Origin of the sequence: Desulfosediminicola flagellatus (genome assembly GCF_005116655.2) — a bacterium.
Lineage (GTDB): Bacteria > Desulfobacterota > Desulfobulbia > Desulfobulbales > Desulfocapsaceae > Desulfopila > Desulfopila flagellata.
This window is the reverse complement of sequence record NZ_CP050698.1, coordinates 6,329,591-6,350,957: the sequence shown is the minus strand read 5'-3', so window position 1 is coordinate 6,350,957 and position 21,367 is coordinate 6,329,591. Positions and strand designations below refer to the sequence as shown.

14 protein-coding genes are annotated in these 21,367 nt (G+C 45.4%); 1 reads left to right on the top strand and 13 read right to left on the bottom strand.

The genetic code is table 11. The annotated features are described in order from the left end of the window. Positions 1 to 9 precede the first annotated feature (9 nt). From FCL46_RS26280 to FCL46_RS26225, 12 genes are all read right to left on the bottom strand, one after another. Positions 10 to 885 (bottom strand): class I SAM-dependent methyltransferase, encoded by an 876-nt coding sequence (locus tag FCL46_RS26280; RefSeq protein ID WP_167505952.1) that lies wholly within the window; start codon positions 883 to 885, stop codon positions 10 to 12. Continuing rightward, positions 882 to 1,550: a class I SAM-dependent methyltransferase gene (locus tag FCL46_RS26275; protein WP_136808692.1), complete on the bottom strand. Its 669-nt coding sequence runs from the start codon at positions 1,548 to 1,550 to the stop codon at positions 882 to 884. The genes FCL46_RS26280 and FCL46_RS26275 overlap by 4 nt, the downstream gene beginning before the upstream one ends. Beyond that, on the bottom strand, positions 1,547 to 3,403 hold the full coding sequence (gene asnB / locus FCL46_RS26270; protein ID WP_136808693.1) for an asparagine synthase (glutamine-hydrolyzing): 1,857 nt from the start codon (positions 3,401 to 3,403) through the stop codon (positions 1,547 to 1,549). Before asnB ends, FCL46_RS26275 begins: the two co-directional genes overlap by 4 nt. 97 nt (positions 3,404 to 3,500) lie before the next feature. Continuing rightward, the gene (locus FCL46_RS26265; RefSeq protein ID WP_136808694.1) at positions 3,501 to 5,582 is read right to left on the bottom strand and encodes a polysaccharide biosynthesis protein; all 2,082 of its coding nucleotides are present in this window, start codon (positions 5,580 to 5,582) and stop codon (positions 3,501 to 3,503) included. A 31-nt stretch (positions 5,583 to 5,613) separates the two neighbouring features. Continuing rightward, complete coding sequence (locus tag FCL46_RS26260) at positions 5,614 to 7,188, bottom strand: J domain-containing protein (RefSeq protein ID WP_275942840.1); 1,575 nt, start codon at positions 7,186 to 7,188, stop codon at positions 5,614 to 5,616. Beyond that, positions 7,185 to 8,435: a tetratricopeptide repeat protein gene (locus tag FCL46_RS26255; protein ID WP_136808695.1), complete on the bottom strand. Its 1,251-nt coding sequence runs from the start codon at positions 8,433 to 8,435 to the stop codon at positions 7,185 to 7,187. Before FCL46_RS26255 ends, FCL46_RS26260 begins: the two co-directional genes overlap by 4 nt. Further along, positions 8,435 to 10,744, bottom strand: a complete 2,310-nt coding sequence (locus tag FCL46_RS26250) for a GumC family protein (protein ID WP_136808696.1) — start codon at positions 10,742 to 10,744, stop codon at positions 8,435 to 8,437. The genes FCL46_RS26255 and FCL46_RS26250 overlap by 1 nt, the downstream gene beginning before the upstream one ends. A 160-nt stretch (positions 10,745 to 10,904) precedes the next feature. Then, the gene (locus tag FCL46_RS26245) at positions 10,905 to 12,407 is read right to left on the bottom strand and encodes an O-antigen ligase family protein (RefSeq protein ID WP_136808697.1); all 1,503 of its coding nucleotides are present in this window, start codon (positions 12,405 to 12,407) and stop codon (positions 10,905 to 10,907) included. A gap of 16 nt (positions 12,408 to 12,423) precedes the next feature. Beyond that, a complete protein-coding gene (locus tag FCL46_RS26240) occupies positions 12,424 to 13,470 on the bottom strand; it encodes a polysaccharide biosynthesis/export family protein (protein ID WP_136808698.1) in 1,047 nt (348 codons plus the stop codon). A 5-nt stretch (positions 13,471 to 13,475) separates the two neighbouring features. Further along, a complete protein-coding gene (locus tag FCL46_RS26235) occupies positions 13,476 to 14,195 on the bottom strand; it encodes a hypothetical protein (RefSeq protein WP_136808699.1) in 720 nt (239 codons plus the stop codon). Positions 14,196 to 14,867: 672 nt separating this feature from the next. Beyond that, the gene (locus FCL46_RS26230; protein ID WP_136808700.1) at positions 14,868 to 15,554 is read right to left on the bottom strand and encodes a hypothetical protein; all 687 of its coding nucleotides are present in this window, start codon (positions 15,552 to 15,554) and stop codon (positions 14,868 to 14,870) included. Between the two features lie 498 nt (positions 15,555 to 16,052). Further along, entirely contained in the window at positions 16,053 to 16,574 is a 522-nt protein-coding gene (locus tag FCL46_RS26225; RefSeq protein WP_136808701.1) for a YkgJ family cysteine cluster protein, read from the bottom strand. 483 nt (positions 16,575 to 17,057) lie between these two features. Here FCL46_RS26225 and FCL46_RS26220 point away from each other — a divergent pair, with 483 nt between their 5' ends. Next, positions 17,058 to 19,802, top strand: coding sequence for a DUF748 domain-containing protein (locus FCL46_RS26220; protein ID WP_167505953.1), 2,745 nt, complete (start codon positions 17,058 to 17,060; stop codon positions 19,800 to 19,802). Positions 19,803 to 19,869: 67 nt separating this feature from the next. On the opposite strand, the gene FCL46_RS26215 is transcribed toward FCL46_RS26220, so the two are convergent. Then, positions 19,870 to 21,366 (bottom strand): PhnE/PtxC family ABC transporter permease, encoded by a 1,497-nt coding sequence (locus tag FCL46_RS26215; protein ID WP_136808703.1) that lies wholly within the window; start codon positions 21,364 to 21,366, stop codon positions 19,870 to 19,872. Between the last annotated feature and the right edge of the window lies 1 nt (position 21,367).

Genomic DNA, 21,367 nt, shown 5'->3' with positions numbered 1-21,367 from the left:
TGCTCCCTGTCATTCTGCCCCTTGTTCAGACCTGTACAAGGTATAAAGTACACTTGGGTAAAGCCCAAGGCCAACCACTACAGCCCCCGCCGCCTGTGCCAATCCAACTTTCCCGAGAAGGTACATTAACTTGGAGAAAAACGTGTATTTTCGAATCTCAGCTGTACCAGCTATCGTATCGGCCAGTTTTTTCTTAAACCGGTTTTCCCAGCTCAATCCCTGCTGTTTAAAAAATGCGGTCAGTTGAAACGGAGTGACAAATTGTAGATGTTCCAAATACCAACACTCCGTTTTCTTCCCCTGCACTCTCGCCGCAAATCTAACCGCAGCTTTTCCCAGAAACGGCAGGCACCAGACATCCAGATGAGGTTCGTAGGGCCACAAATAGTTAGGTGCCTCCAGATGGATATACCCATCAGGTGATAGCACTCTCGCCATTTCACTGACAACCCGTTCCACATCACTCACGTGCTCAATCACTGTATGACAAATAACAAGATCAAAGTAGCCGTCTCCAAAGGGTAAAAACTCCCCGGCACCAGTCACGGGTTGATATTTTGCTGACGCGTCCGAAGCCATCGCACCCGCTACCAACACTGCTTCATTATCCGGCTCAACACTGTATACAACCGCATCGGGATACAGGTCTGACAGAGCAAGGGAGTTAAAGCCAACAGAAGCACCTATCTCTAGAATAGTCTTGGGTCGAAATGACTGAGGAAAATCTTCCACCAATTGCTGCATCTTTCTCTTTGCAGCTTCAGTACACATTGTGATATGCGAAGATATCGTCCCTCCTTCAAGATTAAAATGTAGATGACAACGGGAACGTGTATGACTGAACCATACTTTCCATACATCACGTGTATTCTCTGAAATTTTCATGTTTTTGCGATGATTACCATCATTGAACTTGCCAACCTGGGAGATATACCTGTCAACACCTTGAACAGATACGACTTCACTCTGGTTTCCAGGCATCTTTTATCGATATGATCAAACATATAGATTGCTTCCAGGCAGCACTTCAATCTGTTGCAGATAACCTGAAAATGCTCCGGATAGTAAATCGCCACATGGTCATTAAATACATGCACCCGTCTTCTAAATAAACTTCTGAGTGCAACATTCCCGGCCGTTCCATTTGGTGTAGTGATAATCAGATGACCAGCCGGCGTTAAATGCGAGAGAAGGTTTTCGATTGCCAGTACAGGTGCATTCACATGCTCAATCACATCAGACATAACGATCAGATCAAACCGGGTGTCTATCTTCATCGTTTCACAGTTTATCGGCTCAATTATGTAACCGTACCTGGCTGCATAGTTGATTGAGTCAGTATCTATATCAATACCGACCACTTCTCTTCCAGCTTTACAGAGTCTATGATGAAGCCATACCTCCTTTGAATCCGGCAAATATCCTTCAATCCCGCCGACCGCACCGACATTGAGTACAGTTTTACCCTCCGCCATATCTCCTATCACATCAAACGGGGTAGTTATCCGTTGAAGATTCGTCGTAAGTTTTAGAATACCAGCATCACTCATTGATATTGCATTCCTCTAGCCCAAAGGCCTATGCCAAACAATTTTGCTAAAAGATCCCACTGCCCTGTCTTCTTCAGCAAAGCACTCGTCCACATATCTTGAATCTTTGCAGAATCAAACATTCCCATTTCGGGATACTCATGAAACAATTCATTTGCATGGCTCCACCATGGTCCAAGCAGCACATCTTTTTCCTGAACCCCCATCCCAAAGCCACGCTTAGGGGCATTGAGTAATTCTGGAGGAACGAGCCCGCTTACAGCAGTTCGCAAAATCTTTTTAAGACCGCTGCCATCAGCCGGACCGTGCACCTTGTCGGTAAAATGTATTCCCATTGCCGCAGCGATAACCTCCTGATCAAGAAATGGTGAACGCATCTCAACAGAGGCCATCATTGCCGGAAGATCTGAGGCAAGCGTTAATGAGTGAGTGTTTTCGACAAGCAGGCTGACATAATTGGACTCATCAATAAAATCATGATGAGGCAGCAATTCCCCCCAGGCTGCCATCTCTGTACTTGCCGCATGCTCGAGCGTATTTACAACATCGTCCTGCATGACTCTCGGCCAGCAGCTTTCCGCCTTTCTTTGATACATGGTTGCCTTGCGCATACCCGGCTTCGCTCCCAGCACCGATAGAACAGGATGTCTATTCTCTGGTAGAACATGGCGCAGCCAACCAATTCGATTTAACACGTGACTCACCCGTGCGGTTCTCAGATGACCGGTGTATCCATAAAATAGTTCATCAGCGCCATTACCGTTTAACACCACTTTAATTCCATCAGCATGTATCGCTTCGGAAAGTTGATACGCATGAATCAGAGGCAAAAGCATGAACGGTTCGCCATAGGTTACCAGCATGCTTTTAAAAATCTCAAACTGGCAGTCCGGATTAAAGTAGAATTCTTCATGAGTGGTTCCGAGATGTTTAGCGGCGAAGCGGGCACGGCGCAAATCTTCATCTGCTGGATTTACGCCAAAGGCATAGGTATTTACCGGTTGCCCAACAGTCTTTTGCATAAGAGCAACAATGGCAGTGCTGTCTACTCCACCTGAAAGCAGGGCTCCCACAGGTACATCCGCCATTGACCGGACAGCAACTGCATCTTCGAGTAGCCCAAGCAATTCTCCGGCTGTCGTACTCTTTCTCTGCTCCGGTCTCCAGTGCCGCCAATGCTCTTGAATAACCCCATTCTTCACAATGAGGGCATGACCCGGTCGTAGTTTCTTAATCCCTTTAATTCCTGTTAACGGTTCAGGAATATGACGGATATTATGCAACAACATATTGGCAAGGCCGGTCTGATCGATGGATGTATCAATCCCAACCGTATCCGCCATAGTCAGAAGTGGGGGAATCTCAGAAGAAAAGAAAAAACCTTGTTCACTCAGGCTATAGATAAACGGTTTCTTCCCGATTTTATCTCGGGCACAGAAAAGAATACTTTGTTTAAAATCAAAGAGAGCAAAAGCGTACATTCCCCGCAGCCGCTGTAAGAGTTCACGCCCCCAATGAATATACCCATGCAACAGAACTTCAGTATCAGATTGAGTTTGAAAGATAGCGCCTGACTGGAGTAACTCTTTACGCAATTCACGCCAGTTATAAATTTCACCATTGAACGTCACTGCCAATAGACCGTCAACAGAACACATCGGCTGTGCTGCGGCAGAACTCAGATCAACGATGGCAAGACGGGTATGGGCAAGGCCGGTTTGCTTATCCTCACTCTGCCAGCTGCCATTGGCGTCCGGCCCGCGATGATTGAGCATTTCCCGCACGATACCAAGCAATTCACCACACTGTTCGTCTGTTGATGGTCGTAACTGGTAGCCGCCTATTCCACACATAATACAGACTCTCTTATTGCTCCAAACTTCATTACCTTCAATTGTGATTACGTATTTCGGCTACCACGTATTACACAGATTATTTTTCCAGTCGCTCCTAATTGATTACCTTCATGGCTACCTCTTCAGAATAACCGACAGGATCGGTTTCATGAATTGATCGTGACTCCATATCCGGCATATATTCCGGTATCATCATCTTCAAGGTTCGTTTTATTGCCGGTCCGTCACAATCCTTCGATTGCTCTTCTAGAATATCGATGTGCCTGTTGAGACTATCACATGCAACAGCGGGATCACTCTTTAACACCAGAATCTTGTCATGATCCGTTTTAACAATTCCTTCACCGACAGTAATAAGTTCCTCATATAGCTTCTCACCATCTCTTAGCGAAGTATATTTTATGTCGATCTCTGTATCCGGCTCTTTTCCCGCAAGCTTTATAAGATCTCTCGCCATACGCCCGATATTTACCGGCCTGCCCATCTTCAATATAAAGATCTCTCCACCATCACTCATTGCACCAGCCTGCAGGGTAAGCTGAGCAGCTTCTTCAACCAGCATAAAATATCTGGTCATGGACGGGTGGGTGACCGTAACAGGCCCACCCTTTTCTATCTGTCGTTTAAACAGAGGGATAACAGAGCCGGAAGAGCCGATAACATTGCCAAACCGCACTGCCATAAAACGAGTTTTATGCAGTTCATACAGGTTGCCAGCGGAGGAGCTCAATTCGACACCACTCTGACAAAGACCTTCCCAGTGATTACTAAAACGTCCATCCCAACTCATACGGTCATACGCTTTTAACAGCAATTCCGTACACCTTTTGGAAGCCCCCATTACATTTGTCGGCCGAACAGCCTTATCGGTTGAGATAAGGACAAACCTTGCGACCTGAAAGAGAATTGAGGCTTCGATAAGCACTCGGGTACCTATAATATTGTTATAGACAGCTTCCCATGGATTGCGCTCAACCAGAGGCACATGTTTATACGCGGCACCATGAAACACCACCTGAGGCTTGTGATTGCTAAACACCAGTCGCACCAGATTTACATCCTGCACCTGGCCAAGAACCGGCACCACATCATCCACCTTATGCTCGTGGATGAGTTCCATCTGGATATTGTGAAGGTTTTCCTCGCTGCTATCAAACAGAATAAGTTTTGCAGGCTTAAAACGAACAAGCTGGCGGCAGAGCTCAGAGCCGATAGAACCGCCTGCACCTGTCACCAGAACCGTTGCACCGGAGATGTATTCGCCGATTTTATCCTGCTCAAGCTCAACCTTCTCCCTGCCGAGAAGATCTTTATAGGAAATATTTCGGATTGCCCGAATAGAGACATTCCCGTCAAGAATCTCACTGAAACAGGGAATAATTTTAAACGGCAACCGGGTAATCCTGCACAGGTCTACAAACCGTTTCATCTCGTTTGTACCTGTCGCGGCAATTGTAATGAGAACCTCGTGCGCATGGGTTCTGCTCACATGTTTTTCAAGATTGATGATGGTTCCCAAAACCGGTACGCCATGTATCTTCCGCCCAATTTTACCAAGATCGTCGTCAAGCAAACCGACAGGTTCATAGCCGGAATCACTATTTCCGGTTATCTCCCGCAGCACCTTTTCGGCGATATCACCTGCCCCGATGAGCAGCAAACGTTTCTTCTGTGTTTTTTTAGGGAGATACAAGAGCTTTCCCGCACCATTCTTTCCCTTATACAAATAGCGTATACACAACCTGTGGCCGCTGACAAAGAGAAATGAAAAAACCGCATCCATAATGAAGACAGAGCGTGAAAACCCCTCAAACCTGTTGATATAAAGCAGTGCTGTAAGCACGAGAATAAACGAGAAGCAGATTGCCTTACCGATATTTATCAGGTCGCGAGTACCCGTGTACCTCCAGACTCCGCGATAAAGACCGAAAAAATAAAATACGGGCAATTTTATTAAAAGAATAAGAGAGAAAATAGAAAAATATGGGTCAAACAAACCCTGCAAATCGAGAATGTGCTCATAACGCAGATAATACGAAAAATAGAGCGCAGCAAAAAGCAAAACAGTATCGCTTGCCAGAATAATCCAGAACTTCGGGTTACTCACAAGATTTCCAGCCAGGGCAAGATGCTCCACCCCGTTTCGCCTGAATATGCTGAATACTGTTTTTCTCATTAGAGCCAATTACCTCTTTGGGTCTCTTCGCTCACTCATCAAAAATGTAGTTAAGCTGCTTCACACGAAACTCTCCGCGATACTCAGCGAGCTTCATGCTGATTGCACCTTTACCGAACATCACTCCCGAATCGTTATAATGCCAGTACACCTTGAAACGGCCATCGACTTCCACACCGTCCTCATCCTCTTTCAATGAAGTATTCACAATCTTTAAGGATAGATCGGATGTTACTGAAAAAAGCTTTACATATGCGGCCTGCGTTACAGCAAATGGCTCGCCGTTCTCGCTGGCATCTTCAAAGAAATACCTGGCGAAAAGATCCAGATCTCTTTGCTCGTAGGCGTTGATATACTCTTGCAGGAATCGGTCTACCCGTGTCTGCAGATCGACAGTTGCTTGTGATGTACTCACGTGCTGAACTGTTGAGCTTACTGAGGCTGTTTGTACCAACGGGCTCTTTGCTCGATGTTGATCAGTCCAGTCAATCTGTTGCAGTGCAGCTTCAACCGGATGGCGAGGCTGTGTGGCTATCAGATTGCCTCTGCTATCCGGTATCCCTGATATATCTTCATTCATCACCTCTTCGGCAGGAGATGCTGAGTCGATGATTCTTTTTTGTGAATCCCTGAGGATTGAAACCCTTAGTTGTGCGGCTGTAGAGGGTTGTTCATCCTCAATGGATACTGATTCCTCTAAAACAAGTTGCACCTCTTCTTTCGGCTCTTCCCGACTCTCATCCAGCATAACGATCTCTGTCAGTTCTTGAGGGAGAGCTGCAACGTCAACAATGTCTAATTCAAAATTTTCATTATTTTCATAATCTTGCAAAAGATCTTCAACTACGACAAGGGACGGTTGTTCTTCAGTAACTTCTTCAACCACTGCCGTTGACGCCGCCACCTCACCCCGACTCTGTTGCAAACCGGCGAGCATCATCCGCTTTTTCTGAATCATTGAAATCGAAGCCAAAATAACAGCCACACACAACACACAACCAAGAGACCAAAGGTAAACCTTTCGAGGACGTAGAAAACTCTTCAACCGCGAAGCCTGAAACCACTGAGTATTCTGTTTTGATTGTATGGGATTACCACTTTTCCCTCTACTCGTTGCCGTACCTGCTTCCGGGCGGATATCCTCAAGTCCTCCGCCGTTACTCTCTTTTTCGAGCAATTCTTTATATACCTTTGTTATTTCAATAAATTTATCAGGATCTTTGGTATGTGTATTTTCAGGGCTATCCGGATGATACTTCTTACTTAGCCTTCGATATGCTTTCTTGATGGTTTCAGCGCTTGAACCACTAGGAATGCCTAGAAGCGTGTATCGCTTATCCTTTTTGTTCTTCTCCTCAGAAAACATATCGCTTACAGCGGAGAGATCATAAAGAAAAAGCTGCAAATCTATTTTTCCCGAGATACACTCCTCCTTCATCCAGTCACGCATACCATCCTGGTTACTATACACCTCTTTGAGCACAGCTCTGCAAACTGCCAGCATCCCGCGTTCTTCAGCAACAAGGCTTATCAGCGTCTCTTTGGACCTGTTGTTTCCATAGCCCTTCAGCAGATTGCTGATATGCAGTTTTTGCTCTGATGTCATTGCATAGGACCTTTAGCCACTGTGTACGGTTTCTCCTGCTCTGCAATCGCCATACTTCGCAGCCAGATATCGCCGGCCAGCCGATTGTCTATCTGCAGGCTCTCCTGCCGTCGAAAGCGCAACATCACTGCACTGCATTGTTCGGGCACTTCAAAATCAAGTCGATATGTTGTCCAATCCTGAGCCGGTGCAACCATATTGGTCTCTACAACGTTTCCATCGTTACAGTTAAATCCAGCCACATCGATAAACGGTCGCTTATCTGTAGTCAGCTGATCGCTCTTTATTTCAAAAGTCAGACTATATCGGTCACCTCCTGCCAATGGAATTACCTGTGAAATATATGAAATCTCAGGATTATCCCAGCCCGTAAACCGGTAGTGCAGAATCCTTTTATCTGATTCGGTTACTGGTGGTTCGAAACTATAGGTAAAACTCCTGTCACTATTGCTTCTCCATGTAAACGCATGTTGCCTGAAATCTTCTGAAAAGGTTCCGTCATAAACAATTGTCTCTGGATTAAAATGCTTTTTCCAGATAGCCGCGCTCTCCTTCAGTCGTCCCATATTGAACAGCATATCAACAAATGTCAGCAGATCATCTTTCCGCCAATCAAGCCCGCGCGCCTCTACCTGCTCCCAGAAAAAAAGCGCCTTATCCAGATGAGGATAACGGACCGCATAGTTAAAAAGGACCATCAATGCGTCAGGCCCAAGCTTATTTAAAAGCTCTTCCGGCTCCTGCCAGGTGCTGAATGCAAGCCGCAAAGCTTTATTTCCGACAGGACCACCAATTTCACGAGCTATGTAACTAATATCTTCGGCTAGCATCTCTGTCCTGCCAAACTGGTAGGACACAAGGGCTTTTTCCCAACGATATCGCTTTATATCTGTTGTGAGCTTATCAATATAATCAAGTGTCTCATTGGCCTTCTCTGCATCTCCAGAATCATAAAGAATCTGCGCTAAAAGTAATAATGCCGGAACATGATACGGAGTAAGTGTAAGCGCCTCTTCCACAAGATCTGACGCCGTGTCCAGGTCTGCATCGATAAGATATTTCTGCTCGGCCAATCTGGTTAACAGCCGCGCATCCTTTACAACCACGTCAATGCTGTCTATTCGTTTAGCAGTGAAAATACGCTGGTCTTGTATGGCTAAAAACATGAGCACAACAGCACATCCAGAGAGCAGTGCAGCAATACTGAATCTGATAGTGCTATGTTGAACTAAGCCTAGAATACCCATTATGTATCCGTCTCCAGCTCCTGCCCATACTCGTAGTTATAGCTGTAATATTTATAACCGCTGCCGTTGCTAAACCCTTTCTTCTTACCGCTCTTATTGATAATTGTGCCAAGAATCCGGCCCCCCACATTGGTGATGGACCTGCGGAAATGCTTCACCCCTTCACGCGGGGTATCACCCTCAACAGACACCAGCATCACCCCGTCAACCATATTTGAAAGCACTAAAATCTCGGCAAAACCCTGATACGGCGGCCCATCAAGGATTACCCTGTCATATTTCTGCGAGACGATCTGCAGCAACTGACGCATTCTCTTTGATGAAAGCAACTCAGCAGGATTTGGCGGAAGAGGTCCACTGCTTATAAAATCCAGACCTTCGTGTTCTGTTTGGGTAATAACCTCGGAGAGTGTAGAAATACCACTCAATACCGTCGACAACCCCTTGCTGGAATTACCACTATCAAAGACATGATGGAGACTTGGTTTACGTAAATCCACATCAATCAGCAAACATCTGTCATCTTCAGCCAGATACGAAAAACATGAATTGCACGATAGTGAGCTTTTTCCGGCCCCTGAAAGAATGGACGTCATCAGTATGGTTTTGGGCGGCTCCTCGGTAACAGAAAGTCTCAGCGAGGTCATGGTCGTACGAACAGCCTCTGCGACAGGTGAGCGAGGATCTGAAAAAAACTTCATTGCCATGCCTCTACGATTATCAACAGCATCCCGGTCAAAGGGTACTATCCCAAGAACCGGAATTCCAAATCGATCCGCCATCTCGTCAGGATGTTTTATGGTGTTATCAAAGTATTCATAGAGTAGTGCCGAGCCTATCCCCACAACCAGGCCAAGAGCCAACCCGATCATCAGATTCATGGAGACCCGCGGCTTAAAGGGGTAGAGTGGCGGCCTCGCGGTATCAATCACCTGAATATTGGTAACAGCTGCTCCTACTGTGGCCTCTATCTCCTTTGAGCGCTGAAGAAGACTCTGATAGATAGATTTATTTGTCTCTACCTCACGATCGTAGATCTTGTACTGGGTGGCTTTCTCCTCCAGAGCCATTGCCCGCTCTTTCTGCTCTTCGGTGCGTACACTAAGATATTGCTCTGTTTTGAAGGCTGTTCTGTATTCATTTTCTATTGATTCCCGAATATCCTCTTTTTCCGCAGTGATCCGTTTTTCGATCTCATCCATTAAGGCTTTCAGCTGCTTCATCTTGGGGTAGGCGGGTTTAAACGTTGTCCCCAGCTCCTGATATTCCGCCAGAAGAGTCGCATGCTGGCTTTTAAGTTTCTGGATCAGTTCGTTTTCCACGGTTCGAAAATTGGTTTGCGAGTCAAACTCGCTATTCTGCTCGTAAATAGCTTCCTGAGTTATACGTTTTGAACGCGCTTTTGCCAGTGCATCATTCAACTCCTCGAGCTGACGCATAACAAGGTTCATCTTCGGGTTAAGCGAAACAATGCCTATTTTTCGAGCAAACTCCTGCAACTCTTTCTCTGATTTTTCCAATTTGATCTGGGCTGCATTGATCTGCTTTTCCAGAAATCGTGTGGCATCACGTGATGTCCGCAACCTGCTGTCCATATGCATATTAATGAACTCATCCATAATCACGTTGGTCACCTCGGCAGCCATGGCGGGTGAGACTGTACTGAACGAGACCTCGATCAATTCACTATTACGAACAGGACTCACGCCGAATAGCGCCTGAAACTGCACAAGAGTCTTATCAAAAATAACCTGTTGCAGCTCAAGCGGGCTCAACAGGTTAAGCGTTGCCGAATCTTCCTCCGGCCGGACAAAACTTTTCAGCGTAGCAAAAAGTCCCTTATTTTCCTCAACGCCTGCGACAGATAAAGGGCGATTACCAAAGGCTGCACTTTCAGTCAGGTTCATGCGGTTGATGACCCGTGAAGCCAACTGCTCGCTCTGCAGCAGTTTCACCTGGGTCTGTTGAAATTCCAGGGTCTTTAAAGCCGAAGACTCAACACTGTCAAACTTGGTGAGATTATCTGAGTATGCAGAAACCCTCAACACACCGCGGGCTCTGAACTGTGGAGTCACATTGAAGGTGTATAATGCCACCATGGTAAAGCAGAGAAGCAGGCTGAAAAGCACCAGCGATTTACGTCGTATAAGAATATCAATAAGGTCGCGGAGATCAATCTCATCCCTGACCTGACTCACTATTTCGCGGACCTCGGTACTCGGCAGGTTCCGATGCTCCTGATTGCGAACAACCAGTTGATTGGAATTATCTTTACCCGAAGGCATATTCATCCGATCCATGTCATCCATCTTTTACATCACCCCGCACATAATCGACTTCGAAGACAAAAGAATTTGTAAAAAACTATCAGAAGTGTGTCAGATTGAGCATTTACTACCAGCGAGCATTATTTAATAAAATTCCGAAGAGTTATTGAAAAAAGCCATTCCCGGACGGCCTCCCAGTGTTTCAAACATTACCCACAACCGCTATTTCTGCTGTGGTGTCTGGTTCAGGATCAACCATCACCTTTTCAGTGACGTTAACACCCTCAAGACTGGTGACAGTGATTGCCAGAAGCGTCACACAATAGACAATGTTTACAGGCAATCTCCAGCCGAAATCGACCAGCCCATGCACCAGAAAACCCACTATTCCTGCATACGCAACACTGGCCAGCAGCATGGTGTTTTTTATCTTTCCCGTGTGTTTCAGGGCAGTCAGAATCCGTGCTCCCAGAAGCGCCATCCCACCCAAAAGCCATGCAAAAAAAAGAAGCGCCATTGGGATACCCAATTCAATCATCAGTTCCAGGTACTCATTGTGCACCCTGTCATAGAGCAGATCGGCAGGGAAACCTTTGAGATAAACCGGAGAAAGAACAGCATAGGAATTAGCCCCTATACCCGTCAGCCAGTGATTTGCCAGCATTGGCAATGACGACATGTACAGATCAGTTCTTGTCGCCCCGGCATCACCTACCGAGACAAATCGTGATACTGCCGTCTCAATCCCCAACATTGTGCCATAACTTACGATTACGCCCAGGAAAAGACCTGAAAAAATGATCTTTTTCCTAGCTGAAAAGGGCAAAAGCACTACGAGCAACACCGCCACAAGAGCCATGGCCAGTATGCCTCCCCGCGAAAGAGAAAAAATCCCGGCAAGGATCATTAGAACTGCAGCGGTTTGGACCATCAGCCTGTTCACCGTTTTTTTCTGCCAGCCCGTTGATCCCTTTTTAATCAGCCGCCTTCCGGTTCTTTCAGTTCCTGCTCTGCTTGTCGACCTTCTCCGCTTCGTTTTTGAGTATTGCAAAAGACCACAGCCAATGGCGAGCGGCCAAAGCATATTAAGCATTGAAGCGTACTGATTTTTATAAATTATAGAACCGTAGGCTGCCCTCACCTCGATTGATAACCAGAGAATGCCTGTTCCAGGTTTGATGAATTGTAAAAGCCCGTATAACGCCTGAATAACACCAACAGCTATAAGGCAATAACAAACAGTCAGGAGCCTGCGTTTATCACTCTGTAAAACCCTGGTCAACGAACAGTAAAAGACATAAACAGCCAGCAAAAACAATGCTCCGCGCGCTCCTGCCCTACTGTTCTCACTCAAAGCCATTGCCCGGATATCAGTATCGGCCAGATAATTCACCATTGCTATTCTCTCTGCCCGGGCAGGCGAAAGCAGTTCAATCAGGGAAAAAGGCAGAGGAATCGTTTGAAGAATCTGATAACAAAGAACAATCAACGGCAGCAGATACCAGATTAAACCGGATATCGGCTTATCCGGCCGGGTAGCAATCAATAGCCAGCTTCCCAGCACTGCCAGCATTATCGCACCGTAGAAACCTGCTGTTACAGGGTGAACTGAACCAAAAACAAGTGGGATTGTAGTTAGTATGAAAATGATCAAATAGTAGATCATCTTCTCGAGTGACACCTGCAACGTGATGGGCATCTTCATAGCAACCGCTCAATGCTTACCGTTCAGGATTATCAAATTTCACCCCGGTTCCCATAAAACCAAGAGTAAAGCCGGCTCCGGAAAAAAGCTTATTACTGGCACTGGATTCCGCAAAAATCACATCCTGGTCCTTGAGGTATAAGGTATCACCAAGACCTGCCTGCATGTCCTGATAACTCAGGCTGACAATCTGCCGCTTTTGGCCGCGCCCCATAAAACGGATCAACTTGATCTTATCGTCATCGGCCCACCTGGCAAGACCACCGGCAAGAGTGACCGCCTCGGTTACCGTCATATTACTTCTGATTGCATAAATCCCCGGTTTTCGCACCGCTCCATCAACAAAGCACTGACCTGATTCTGGAATATAGATAACATCTCCACCTGCGATCACATGATTCTGGGCCATATTGCCGTTTTTCACCAGATCATCGAGGTCGATCATATAGTTATGACTTACTCCGGTCTTCTGGTCTTCTCGTGTCAGATAGGCATAGGAGGCTGCGTTATCACGCAATCCTTGCCCCAGAGCAAGCACATCAAGCAGCCGCCTTTGTGCCACAAACCTGAATGTTCCCGGCTGTTCAACAGCCCCAACAATGGTGATCTGTTTACTCACATGCTCTTGTATATACACAGAGACATGAGGGTCGTGAATAAAGTCCTTTTTGTAGAGGGTCTCTATCTTCTGTTCCGCTTCAGCAAGGCTTAAGTTTTTTACCTTCACATCTCCCAGCAACGGCACATTGATATAGCCTCGCGATGAAACCCGCACCTCTGAATCGAGATCAGAAGATTCAAACACCTTTATTGACAGCAGATCCCCCGCACCAAGCTGGTAGTCTCCCTGTACGACTTCACTTTCCTTGGGCATTGCCATAGCCTGTTGCTTTCTTGTAGAAGAACTATCTTTAGCAGAATGTACCTGAGTAAACTCCTCCAGAGATGTGGTCTCTTGAAACTGCTCTTTGCCACCACACCCCTGAATCACCAGAAACATCAGAAGCACACAATACAACACCCAGTCTGCCGATCGTGTTTTTTGCAGATAACGATTATTCATAATCCCTAGTTACTTCTACTGGCTGTGGTATCATCATGATAATCAGGAGTCGTAGGGGGAACCGGCACAATTACAGGCTCTGAACTTATATCATTATCAATTGCCTGCAATCCTATAACAGTCGTAAGAAAACCACCTGCGGCAAGGCTTGCTGTTTTGAGAGATGAAGCCTGAGTGACCTCTGTTCCAGGATTAATCGCCATTGCAAGAGTATTGTCTTCATCGACAGCTTCCAATGCCTTGTCGATCTCAAAATCCATTTCACCTTCAGTAATGGAAATATCAGGACGCCCCTCATCATCGACACCAAATCTACCTTTGACCGTTGAATAGCCTTCGCTATCCATAACCGCCTCGGCCACCGTATACCTGCCTTTTTCTGTAAAAAATGCGATTTTTCGTTTATTACTGCTTATGGCAAAATCAACCCAGCCCTGCCGCACAAATAGATTATAACTGTCGCTCATGTTGGTAACAGATATCTGGGATCTATCTGAAGGAAGCAGTGAGATGCCAACAGACTTCACCATGCACTTGCCATAGCATACAAGCAGAGCCCCGTCCTCAACCGGACTCACACCAGATAACTGATCAGCCAAATCACCATTTTTATACACTGAGATGTTACCGTGACTGACACTTCCGCCAATCGCAAAAATTGTCTTCCCCGGCAGCAGCACCACCATCGCCACCAACAAAAACACCTTAAGGAACGTATCTTTCATAAATTTCTCCCTCATAAGACGCAACACAGGATGAATCCATTTACTTGTTAAAAGAGTATCGCAGAAAAACGTATACTTCAAGAAATCCCATACAGGGAATCGCTACTGAAGGAACATGCAAAATTCAGAAATTCTGTTTATATATCAGGAGAGTAAATAACAGTCTAATGGAGCTGTACACTAACAGCCCTCATGTGAGAACAGCCCCATCCTGCCGAAATTATCCCTAAAATATATTGTACTTCTTTTAAGTAGATCGGCTGATTGGAAAAAATAATTAAATGGAGTTCATCAGGAAGGCCATGTTTCTGAAGCAACCAGTAAACAATTCCTCATCCAGGAGTCTGTCGGGTTATAGCAATTTTTTCTCAGATTAAGGCATTTTCAAAAAATCAAGCACAGCCATATAGTTGATATCGAAGTCCCACTTCGTTCGCCTATATGCGAGCATTGAATTTTAGGAAATAACGACATTCCTCACCTTATGCTCTGTAACCAAACACGATTATTTTTCAAAACACATCATCATCCGCAATTTTCTGCGGGGTAGATGATCGTAAGGAGAAGTGGATGCTCGAGCGACTGCCGGAATCGATCAGTCTGAGAAGGATTGCCACTGACAAGCACCCAGAAGTTATTTCTATTTTATTGACACAAGGGAACCCGCGTCACTCATGCAGAAATCTCAGGGACATGCTTTAGTCTGGAACAGACGTGTAACTCAACGCTGGTATCTTGTAGAACTGCGAGCAGTATAAGGCAGGGAATACCCATCTCAAATATTTCTTCCATAACCCACATGCATAAAGCAGGATCGTTGTGCACCAGGTTAATAATAGACTGGAGAGGACCAGAAAAACTATCCAGCATTTTACTCACCACCATCAGCCCTACAGCGAGCGCTACTGCTCTTGCCGGTGGATATTTTCTGCATAACGATTGTAAAAATGGTGAATAATGAAGTCTGATAAATTTTACAATAGATACAATAAGAGCAATGACAATTATCGAAACAATAACCTTCTCAACCACTGGAACATCCGGACTAACATAAAATCGCGTCTTAAAGATTCCCATAGTGGTAAAGCGAGCGTGAAAATCCAGCTCCCGCAGCCCAAGCAGCAACACTAAAAATCCTGCAGAAACACCTGAATGTATCTGGCGCTTTAGACCTGCTATAAACAACCAGCCCGCAGCAACCATGTAACCTAAAGCGGTAATAACCTCAACTGGGCCGTTTTCCCGTATTATGTCTGTTGCTAATTCTTTAGGGAGTATGCTGATACTCATAGAAAGCGCAGTCATAAACATGACGATAGCTAAAGTTCCAAACATGTTGTGCTTTGATGCAATATTCATTTCTAGACGCGTTAACCTTTTCGATGAAGCTCAGTCTCCCTGAAGCCAGAGAGCACTAAATGAAAACAAATACAAAACTACTCAAGATATACAAATACCATTTTTATTTAACACCATTCCCACATCACTGCACGCAAAACAAACGTACAATCAACCACCTAACCAACATACTAAGCAACCAAAATGATTATATTGCTCCTGCCAGTCACCCCGGCAAGAGTACGATATTATCACTCAAATTGGCATTTGGTTCCAGTTTTTGATAACGCTGTAATGGTCTACAAAAGAATATATTGGGCAGAGAGTTAGATTTTTTGGATCAATGTAATTCTCATGACTCTTCACTCTAGGAATGTAAATTTTCCAAATAACTTCCCGTAATCAAGTATGACAAATATTTGAAAGGGAATCGGCTGAACAATAGGCTCTATCATCTCTGATGCGAGCCATCGCGTCCAACGCTTTGCTTCAGGGTTTTGTAGATATCGCCCAAAAAACTTAGACTAATTCAGCAAGTGGCACACGACGCTCAGGATTGATATTATTGTTCTTACAATATTGCAGATTCAACTCGGCCAGACGGCTGTTGAATTGATCCATCATGAGTAAATCATCATGTTCAAGTGGGTAATCATCGGGAAAGTTCAGCTGACAGGCAGAAACTTCAATCGTAGCGGCCATCTCATCAACATAGGCAACAGGCATCCCCTGAGTTCGGCAAATGACAGGTCGGATTTCATATACCCGGCAAAGATCATCTTCAAGCATTACACATTTCGCCTCAACACTCTGCTTTTCCAGCTTCAGAAATTTCAACTGCTGAATGATATGTGCAGCTTCCAGAGGCAGTACGCTAAACTCCATACAGCAGTCCGAGCATCCCGGACGACATTGAAGAGTAAGTTTAAATCGATGGTCAACCAGTTGATTAACTCTGGTATCAACATCACTCAACAGCGCCTTGTATTCCCTGGAAATTTTCTCGTCAGGAGACGGATAACTCTGTTTGTGTTCTTGCATAATAAAAAGATAAAAAATACCTGATGAAAGTTTATTTTTCGTGCAACCAAATGGGAGCTTCCCATTACCGTAAAATATACGCTAGGAGTCTGTCGTGTTATAGCATTTTTTCACAGATCAAGGCATTTTCGAAAAATCAAGCACAGCCATATAGTTGATATCGGAGTCTTCGCTTACCTGCAGCATTGAATTTTTGAAAATAACGCCGAGATGGGGAATAAGGGTACAATCCGACAGGCTCCTAGAACAGTATGCACTACACCCCAAATGGCAAATCTACCTGCATAATACCCATGGTGATGCCTTGACGATGTCTGTTTATGAAAAAACATCGTATAAAACTGACATTTTTTCGTGTTTTTTCACTATTAAGTGAATTTCACAAGCAAATCCATCAACAATTTTATATCGTGTAATTCTCCGTTAAAAAAACGTTTATTGAGCGCTCACCCTTCCCACAGATCGAACTTGCAAATGGAAAAAATGAAAAAAATATTTCAATACACTTCAGTAAAAATCATCCTTGGTCTGTTAACAACAATCACCCTGTTTTTCACTCTGCTCCCTTTTGGTGCATCCTATTTCCTTAAAGACTGGCTGGTTAAAAATGGGGCTGAAAGCGCCTCAATAGAGTCCATTCGCTATAACCCGTTTTATGGTAGGCTCACCGTTCGGGGCGTTGATATCACAAGTGATTCTAAAGAGCGTTTCCATCACTCAACTCTTGTTATCAATGTGGGTATCACATCACTGTTTAAACGTGATATCCATATCCAGCAGATAGAATATCACGATCTCTTTATAGACCTTCAGCAATTCGCCGACGGTAGCTGGCGTTATGGTTCATTCAACATCAAAGATGCTGCATCAGACTCCGTATCAGAAAATGATGGACCTAAAACTCAACCATGGTTTCTCAGCGCCGATCAGGTTCGTATAAAAAATAGCAGGGTGCAATTACTCACGCCTGACATCGAGATGACCCTCAGCATTGATTCTGCAGAGCTCACCCGCTTCACAACAAAAGAACGTCAGCCATCCGGCAGATTTCACCTGACCGGAAAGCTTGATGATAGCCCCATCACCATAGATCTAGATACACTACAGGTGAACCCTGACCTGCAGTTGGGCGGCAATATACACATCTCAAAATTTAACCTTGATGAAATTACAGCTTTTACAAAGAATATCCTTCCGGTTTTCACCGGAAATCTCAGCATTGACGGTAATGTACTCCTGAATCATTCCATAAAATCTGGATTTGAAGCTCAATATCACGGCAAGATCACCGCCAACTCCATTCATCTTGAAAAAGATGAACGTAACACCAGCGTTGATACCATAGCCTGGGGCGGTGCACTCACCGTTAATGCCCCTGCCAAAGCAGCTGCACAGGTTACGGCTGATGGCACCCTCTCCATCAATGGAGCCGCCTTGGAGATGCAGGACATTGCACTCACTGAAGAAGCCATGCAATGGAAAGGAAAGGTCCATTTCGAAGCAACCGATCAGGGCAAACTGAATACACAGGGCAGCATCAAACTCGGCCGATTCGAATATCAGAGCAGTGAAGGCGCTGGTCTTAAAGCTGGACTCAACAGTCTGACTATCAATACAATCAACATCAGCAACAGCTCAAACTATACAATCGGCACTATCGTCGCTGAAGATATTCAGACAACTGTTCCTGGCGACATGCCTCTCGTAGTAAGCCTTCCCACACTTTCATTTAGCGGACTGGCAACAGGTGATCTGGAAAACTTTACCATCGCAGAAACCGCTCTGGAAAATTTACAGGTTAAATCAACCCTAAACGAGACAATACTGACCGGTTTACAACAGTTCAGCGTTAAGGACATTCGTGCAAACGTACAACAGAATTTTTCTGCCAGAGATATAGCTATTGAGACACTTACACTCCTCACCAGTAAAGAAAACAGTAAAGATAAAAATGTCCTGTCCCTGTCCCACGCTAACCTCGATCAAATCAGCTATGATCCTGGCTCGGGGCTCAAAGGCGACACACTCAATCTCTCAGGATTAAGGGCCGATATCGTACGGGATAAAGACGGCGTTATGAACTTCAGCCAACGGCTTGAAGCGATGAAAATACCGGCACCGGAGACTGGCGAAGATGTCGCTGCAGAACTTCCAGCTAAAGAGAAGAGTCCGCCAGCCCCAATCACGTTCGGCGAAATCCTCTTATCCGGTAATTCGAATGTCAGCTTTATAGATCAGACACTTGCCGTACCGTACTCAACCAATCTTAGCATACGAAAATTTCAGGTAACCGACCTTGATTCAACGCGGCAGGAAAAACAGATGGACCTTCTTTTTGAAGGCAATCTTGAACAACGGGCACCCATCAAAATTTCTGGTAATCTCGCTCCCTTCAATGAAAAACCAACCATTAATCTTGATCTCATAGTGAAAAATTATCCGCTCACCAGCCTGTCATCCTACACGGTTCAATCAGTAGGAACTGCGTTAGCGGGAGGACAGTTGAAGATTGAGAGTAAGCTGAAGCTTATCGATGATACACTTGATTTGAAAAACTCTGTATTTCTTGAACAGCTTGAAACAGAAACCATCTCGCAGGAACTTGCGACCGAACTCAACAACCAGTTACCCATCCCTCTGGATGCTGCACTCGCCATGCTTCGTGACAGCGACAGAAATATCAACCTTGATATTCCGATCTCAGGACCAGTTAATGATATATCTGTCGGCATATCCGACATTGTTGTGACAGCGCTCAGTAAATCGATTGTTTCTGCAGCATCTTCCTATTTTGTGTATGCCCTCGGCCCATATGCTGCGCTTGCCTATGTCGGCATGAAAGTTGGCGAAGAGATGATGCAGGTTAATCTGCCTCCAATTCAGTTCCAACCAGGTGAACGAATACTTCTCAAAGAGCAAACGGACTATCTTGAGAGGATAGCAACAATCTTAAAAGAGCGACCGGAAACAGATCTGCAACTCATTCCGCTGGTCGCCTCATGGGAGTTATTCAGCGAGGAAGAACGTGAAATCCAGAAGGCCAACCCTGTTGACCTAAATGGTGAGCAGAAACAGTCATTAAGAGAACTTGGCCAACAACGGGCTGCAGAAATTCAAACGTACCTCTCCGATACCCATACCATTGATAAAACACGGCTGCTTGTTTCCTCAACCAGCATTAAACAACCTGAGGACACACAGCCTGCAGTGCTGCTTGAGGTGAAGTAAAGTTTTCGACTGAACACTATCTGTTCGGGAATAACACAAGAGAGAGAAGGTGCGATAGAACGGCTTTCTACGGTGAGACCCGCGTTTCAAGGTGCGCAGAGATTTGCAGCCGTTTCCTGATTATTTGAGAAAGTGAATCGATACCCATATTCAGGGAAGCGGTGATCAGAATAAGAAATAATGCAGTATCAAGATGATCTCTGGTGATGGCGCTGTCGATATAATGACCGAGAGTTGTTATCCCGAGAATGCCCAGGATCGCAGACTCCCGCATGATTACTTCCCAACGATAAAACAGAAACGCTAGAAACTGGCCATAACATCTTGGCAGGACTTCGTAAAAATAGCGGTTAATTCTATTGGGTGAAGTGTCTATCGGCAATTCAAGTAGATTGACATTCCGTGCTGTGAGAAACGATAATATTGCACCATTATGCAGAGCCAGCGCCAAAATAGCAGGCAGCATTGAAGGCCCCCATAGCTGGAGAAAGACATAGGCCAGGATATATTCAGGTGTTGTTCGAAAAATTATCAGCAGAGTATGGGCACAACCGGTAGTCGGCTTTGAAAAGAAGGTGCGGCTGGCGGGCGGAAAGCTTATTAGCGTGAAAATAGCCGTGCAGACAAGGGCAATCTGAGTAAGCAGTATTGTAGACCATGCCCCCGGCAATGCTGCTGAAATGAGAATATCCCAGGCCCATCTGCCAATTTCCATCAACGGCATAGATAACGCCTGTGTACCAGCATAATAACCATCAGCCCGCATTGGCCAGGGAAGAATATCGTAGGTGAAAAATCGTACGATATTGGCGACAGACAGTGAAACATCCCATGAAGTAAGGAGCAATGCCGCTAATAATGGAACCATAATAAACTTTGGTTTGGCCCAGAAGCGGATTGAGATAATCAGCAGATAAAAAGCATAGAGCAGTGCTGCCGCCTCGCTGTACATACCTTCGCGAAATGCTGTCTCAAGATGATAACCAAGAGTCGGCAGGCCGATAAATCCTAAAATGGCACTTGAGCGCAAAGCACATTCAAAACGATACGAGGTGTAATTTTTAATATCTCGATAGATAACCGGTAGGGTCGTATATAGAAAGCCGCTTATTCGTGAGGTAGCTGCGGGCAGAGCATCAGCTGGTCTGGTATCCGACTCCTGACGGATCTCAGCATAGACTTTTGCAAACACCCCGGCGTAGGGAATAGCAATGGCAAGTATGCCGCAAAGGCTGTTGAGCCCAACAATCGGCATAAAGATAAAAGCCCAGAATAGCTCGTGAATGGATCTGATAAAGGCGCAAAAAAGCCGAACAGATGTGTAATCAAAAAATAGTGACAGTACCGAACCCATGATCACAGCACCAACAATGCCAATCAGGGCAAAACTTACGGTGTTGACCAGTGCAGACCAGAATTCCGGCAGGCTGAAAAAATCAGGGGTAAGCAGACCCAAACCGAGCTTCTGTAGCTCCTGCCAGGGGTCAAACGTTGATATTGAGATATCCGCGCCGACAAATGCAACAACAGCAATCAACACAAAATAGAGACTGGTGCGCAGCATC

Coding starts and splice junctions, on each gene's coding strand:
- FCL46_RS26280 (WP_167505952.1), bottom strand. CDS start 885: ATGAAAATTTCAGAGAATACACGTGATGTATGGAAAGTATGGTTCAGT.
- FCL46_RS26275 (WP_136808692.1), bottom strand. CDS start 1,550: ATGAGTGATGCTGGTATTCTAAAACTTACGACGAATCTTCAACGGATA.
- asnB (WP_136808693.1), bottom strand. CDS start 3,403: ATGTGTGGAATAGGCGGCTACCAGTTACGACCATCAACAGACGAACAG.
- FCL46_RS26265 (WP_136808694.1), bottom strand. CDS start 5,582: ATGAGAAAAACAGTATTCAGCATATTCAGGCGAAACGGGGTGGAGCAT.
- FCL46_RS26260 (WP_275942840.1), bottom strand. CDS start 7,188: ATGACATCAGAGCAAAAACTGCATATCAGCAATCTGCTGAAGGGCTAT.
- FCL46_RS26255 (WP_136808695.1), bottom strand. CDS start 8,435: ATGGGTATTCTAGGCTTAGTTCAACATAGCACTATCAGATTCAGTATT.
- FCL46_RS26250 (WP_136808696.1), bottom strand. CDS start 10,744: ATGGATGACATGGATCGGATGAATATGCCTTCGGGTAAAGATAATTCC.
- FCL46_RS26245 (WP_136808697.1), bottom strand. CDS start 12,407: ATGAAGATGCCCATCACGTTGCAGGTGTCACTCGAGAAGATGATCTAC.
- FCL46_RS26240 (WP_136808698.1), bottom strand. CDS start 13,470: ATGAATAATCGTTATCTGCAAAAAACACGATCGGCAGACTGGGTGTTG.
- FCL46_RS26235 (WP_136808699.1), bottom strand. CDS start 14,195: ATGAAAGATACGTTCCTTAAGGTGTTTTTGTTGGTGGCGATGGTGGTG.
- FCL46_RS26230 (WP_136808700.1), bottom strand. CDS start 15,554: ATGAATATTGCATCAAAGCACAACATGTTTGGAACTTTAGCTATCGTC.
- FCL46_RS26225 (WP_136808701.1), bottom strand. CDS start 16,574: ATGCAAGAACACAAACAGAGTTATCCGTCTCCTGACGAGAAAATTTCC.
- FCL46_RS26220 (WP_167505953.1), top strand. CDS start 17,058: ATGAAAAAAATATTTCAATACACTTCAGTAAAAATCATCCTTGGTCTG.
- FCL46_RS26215 (WP_136808703.1), bottom strand. CDS start 21,366: ATGCTGCGCACCAGTCTCTATTTTGTGTTGATTGCTGTTGTTGCATTT.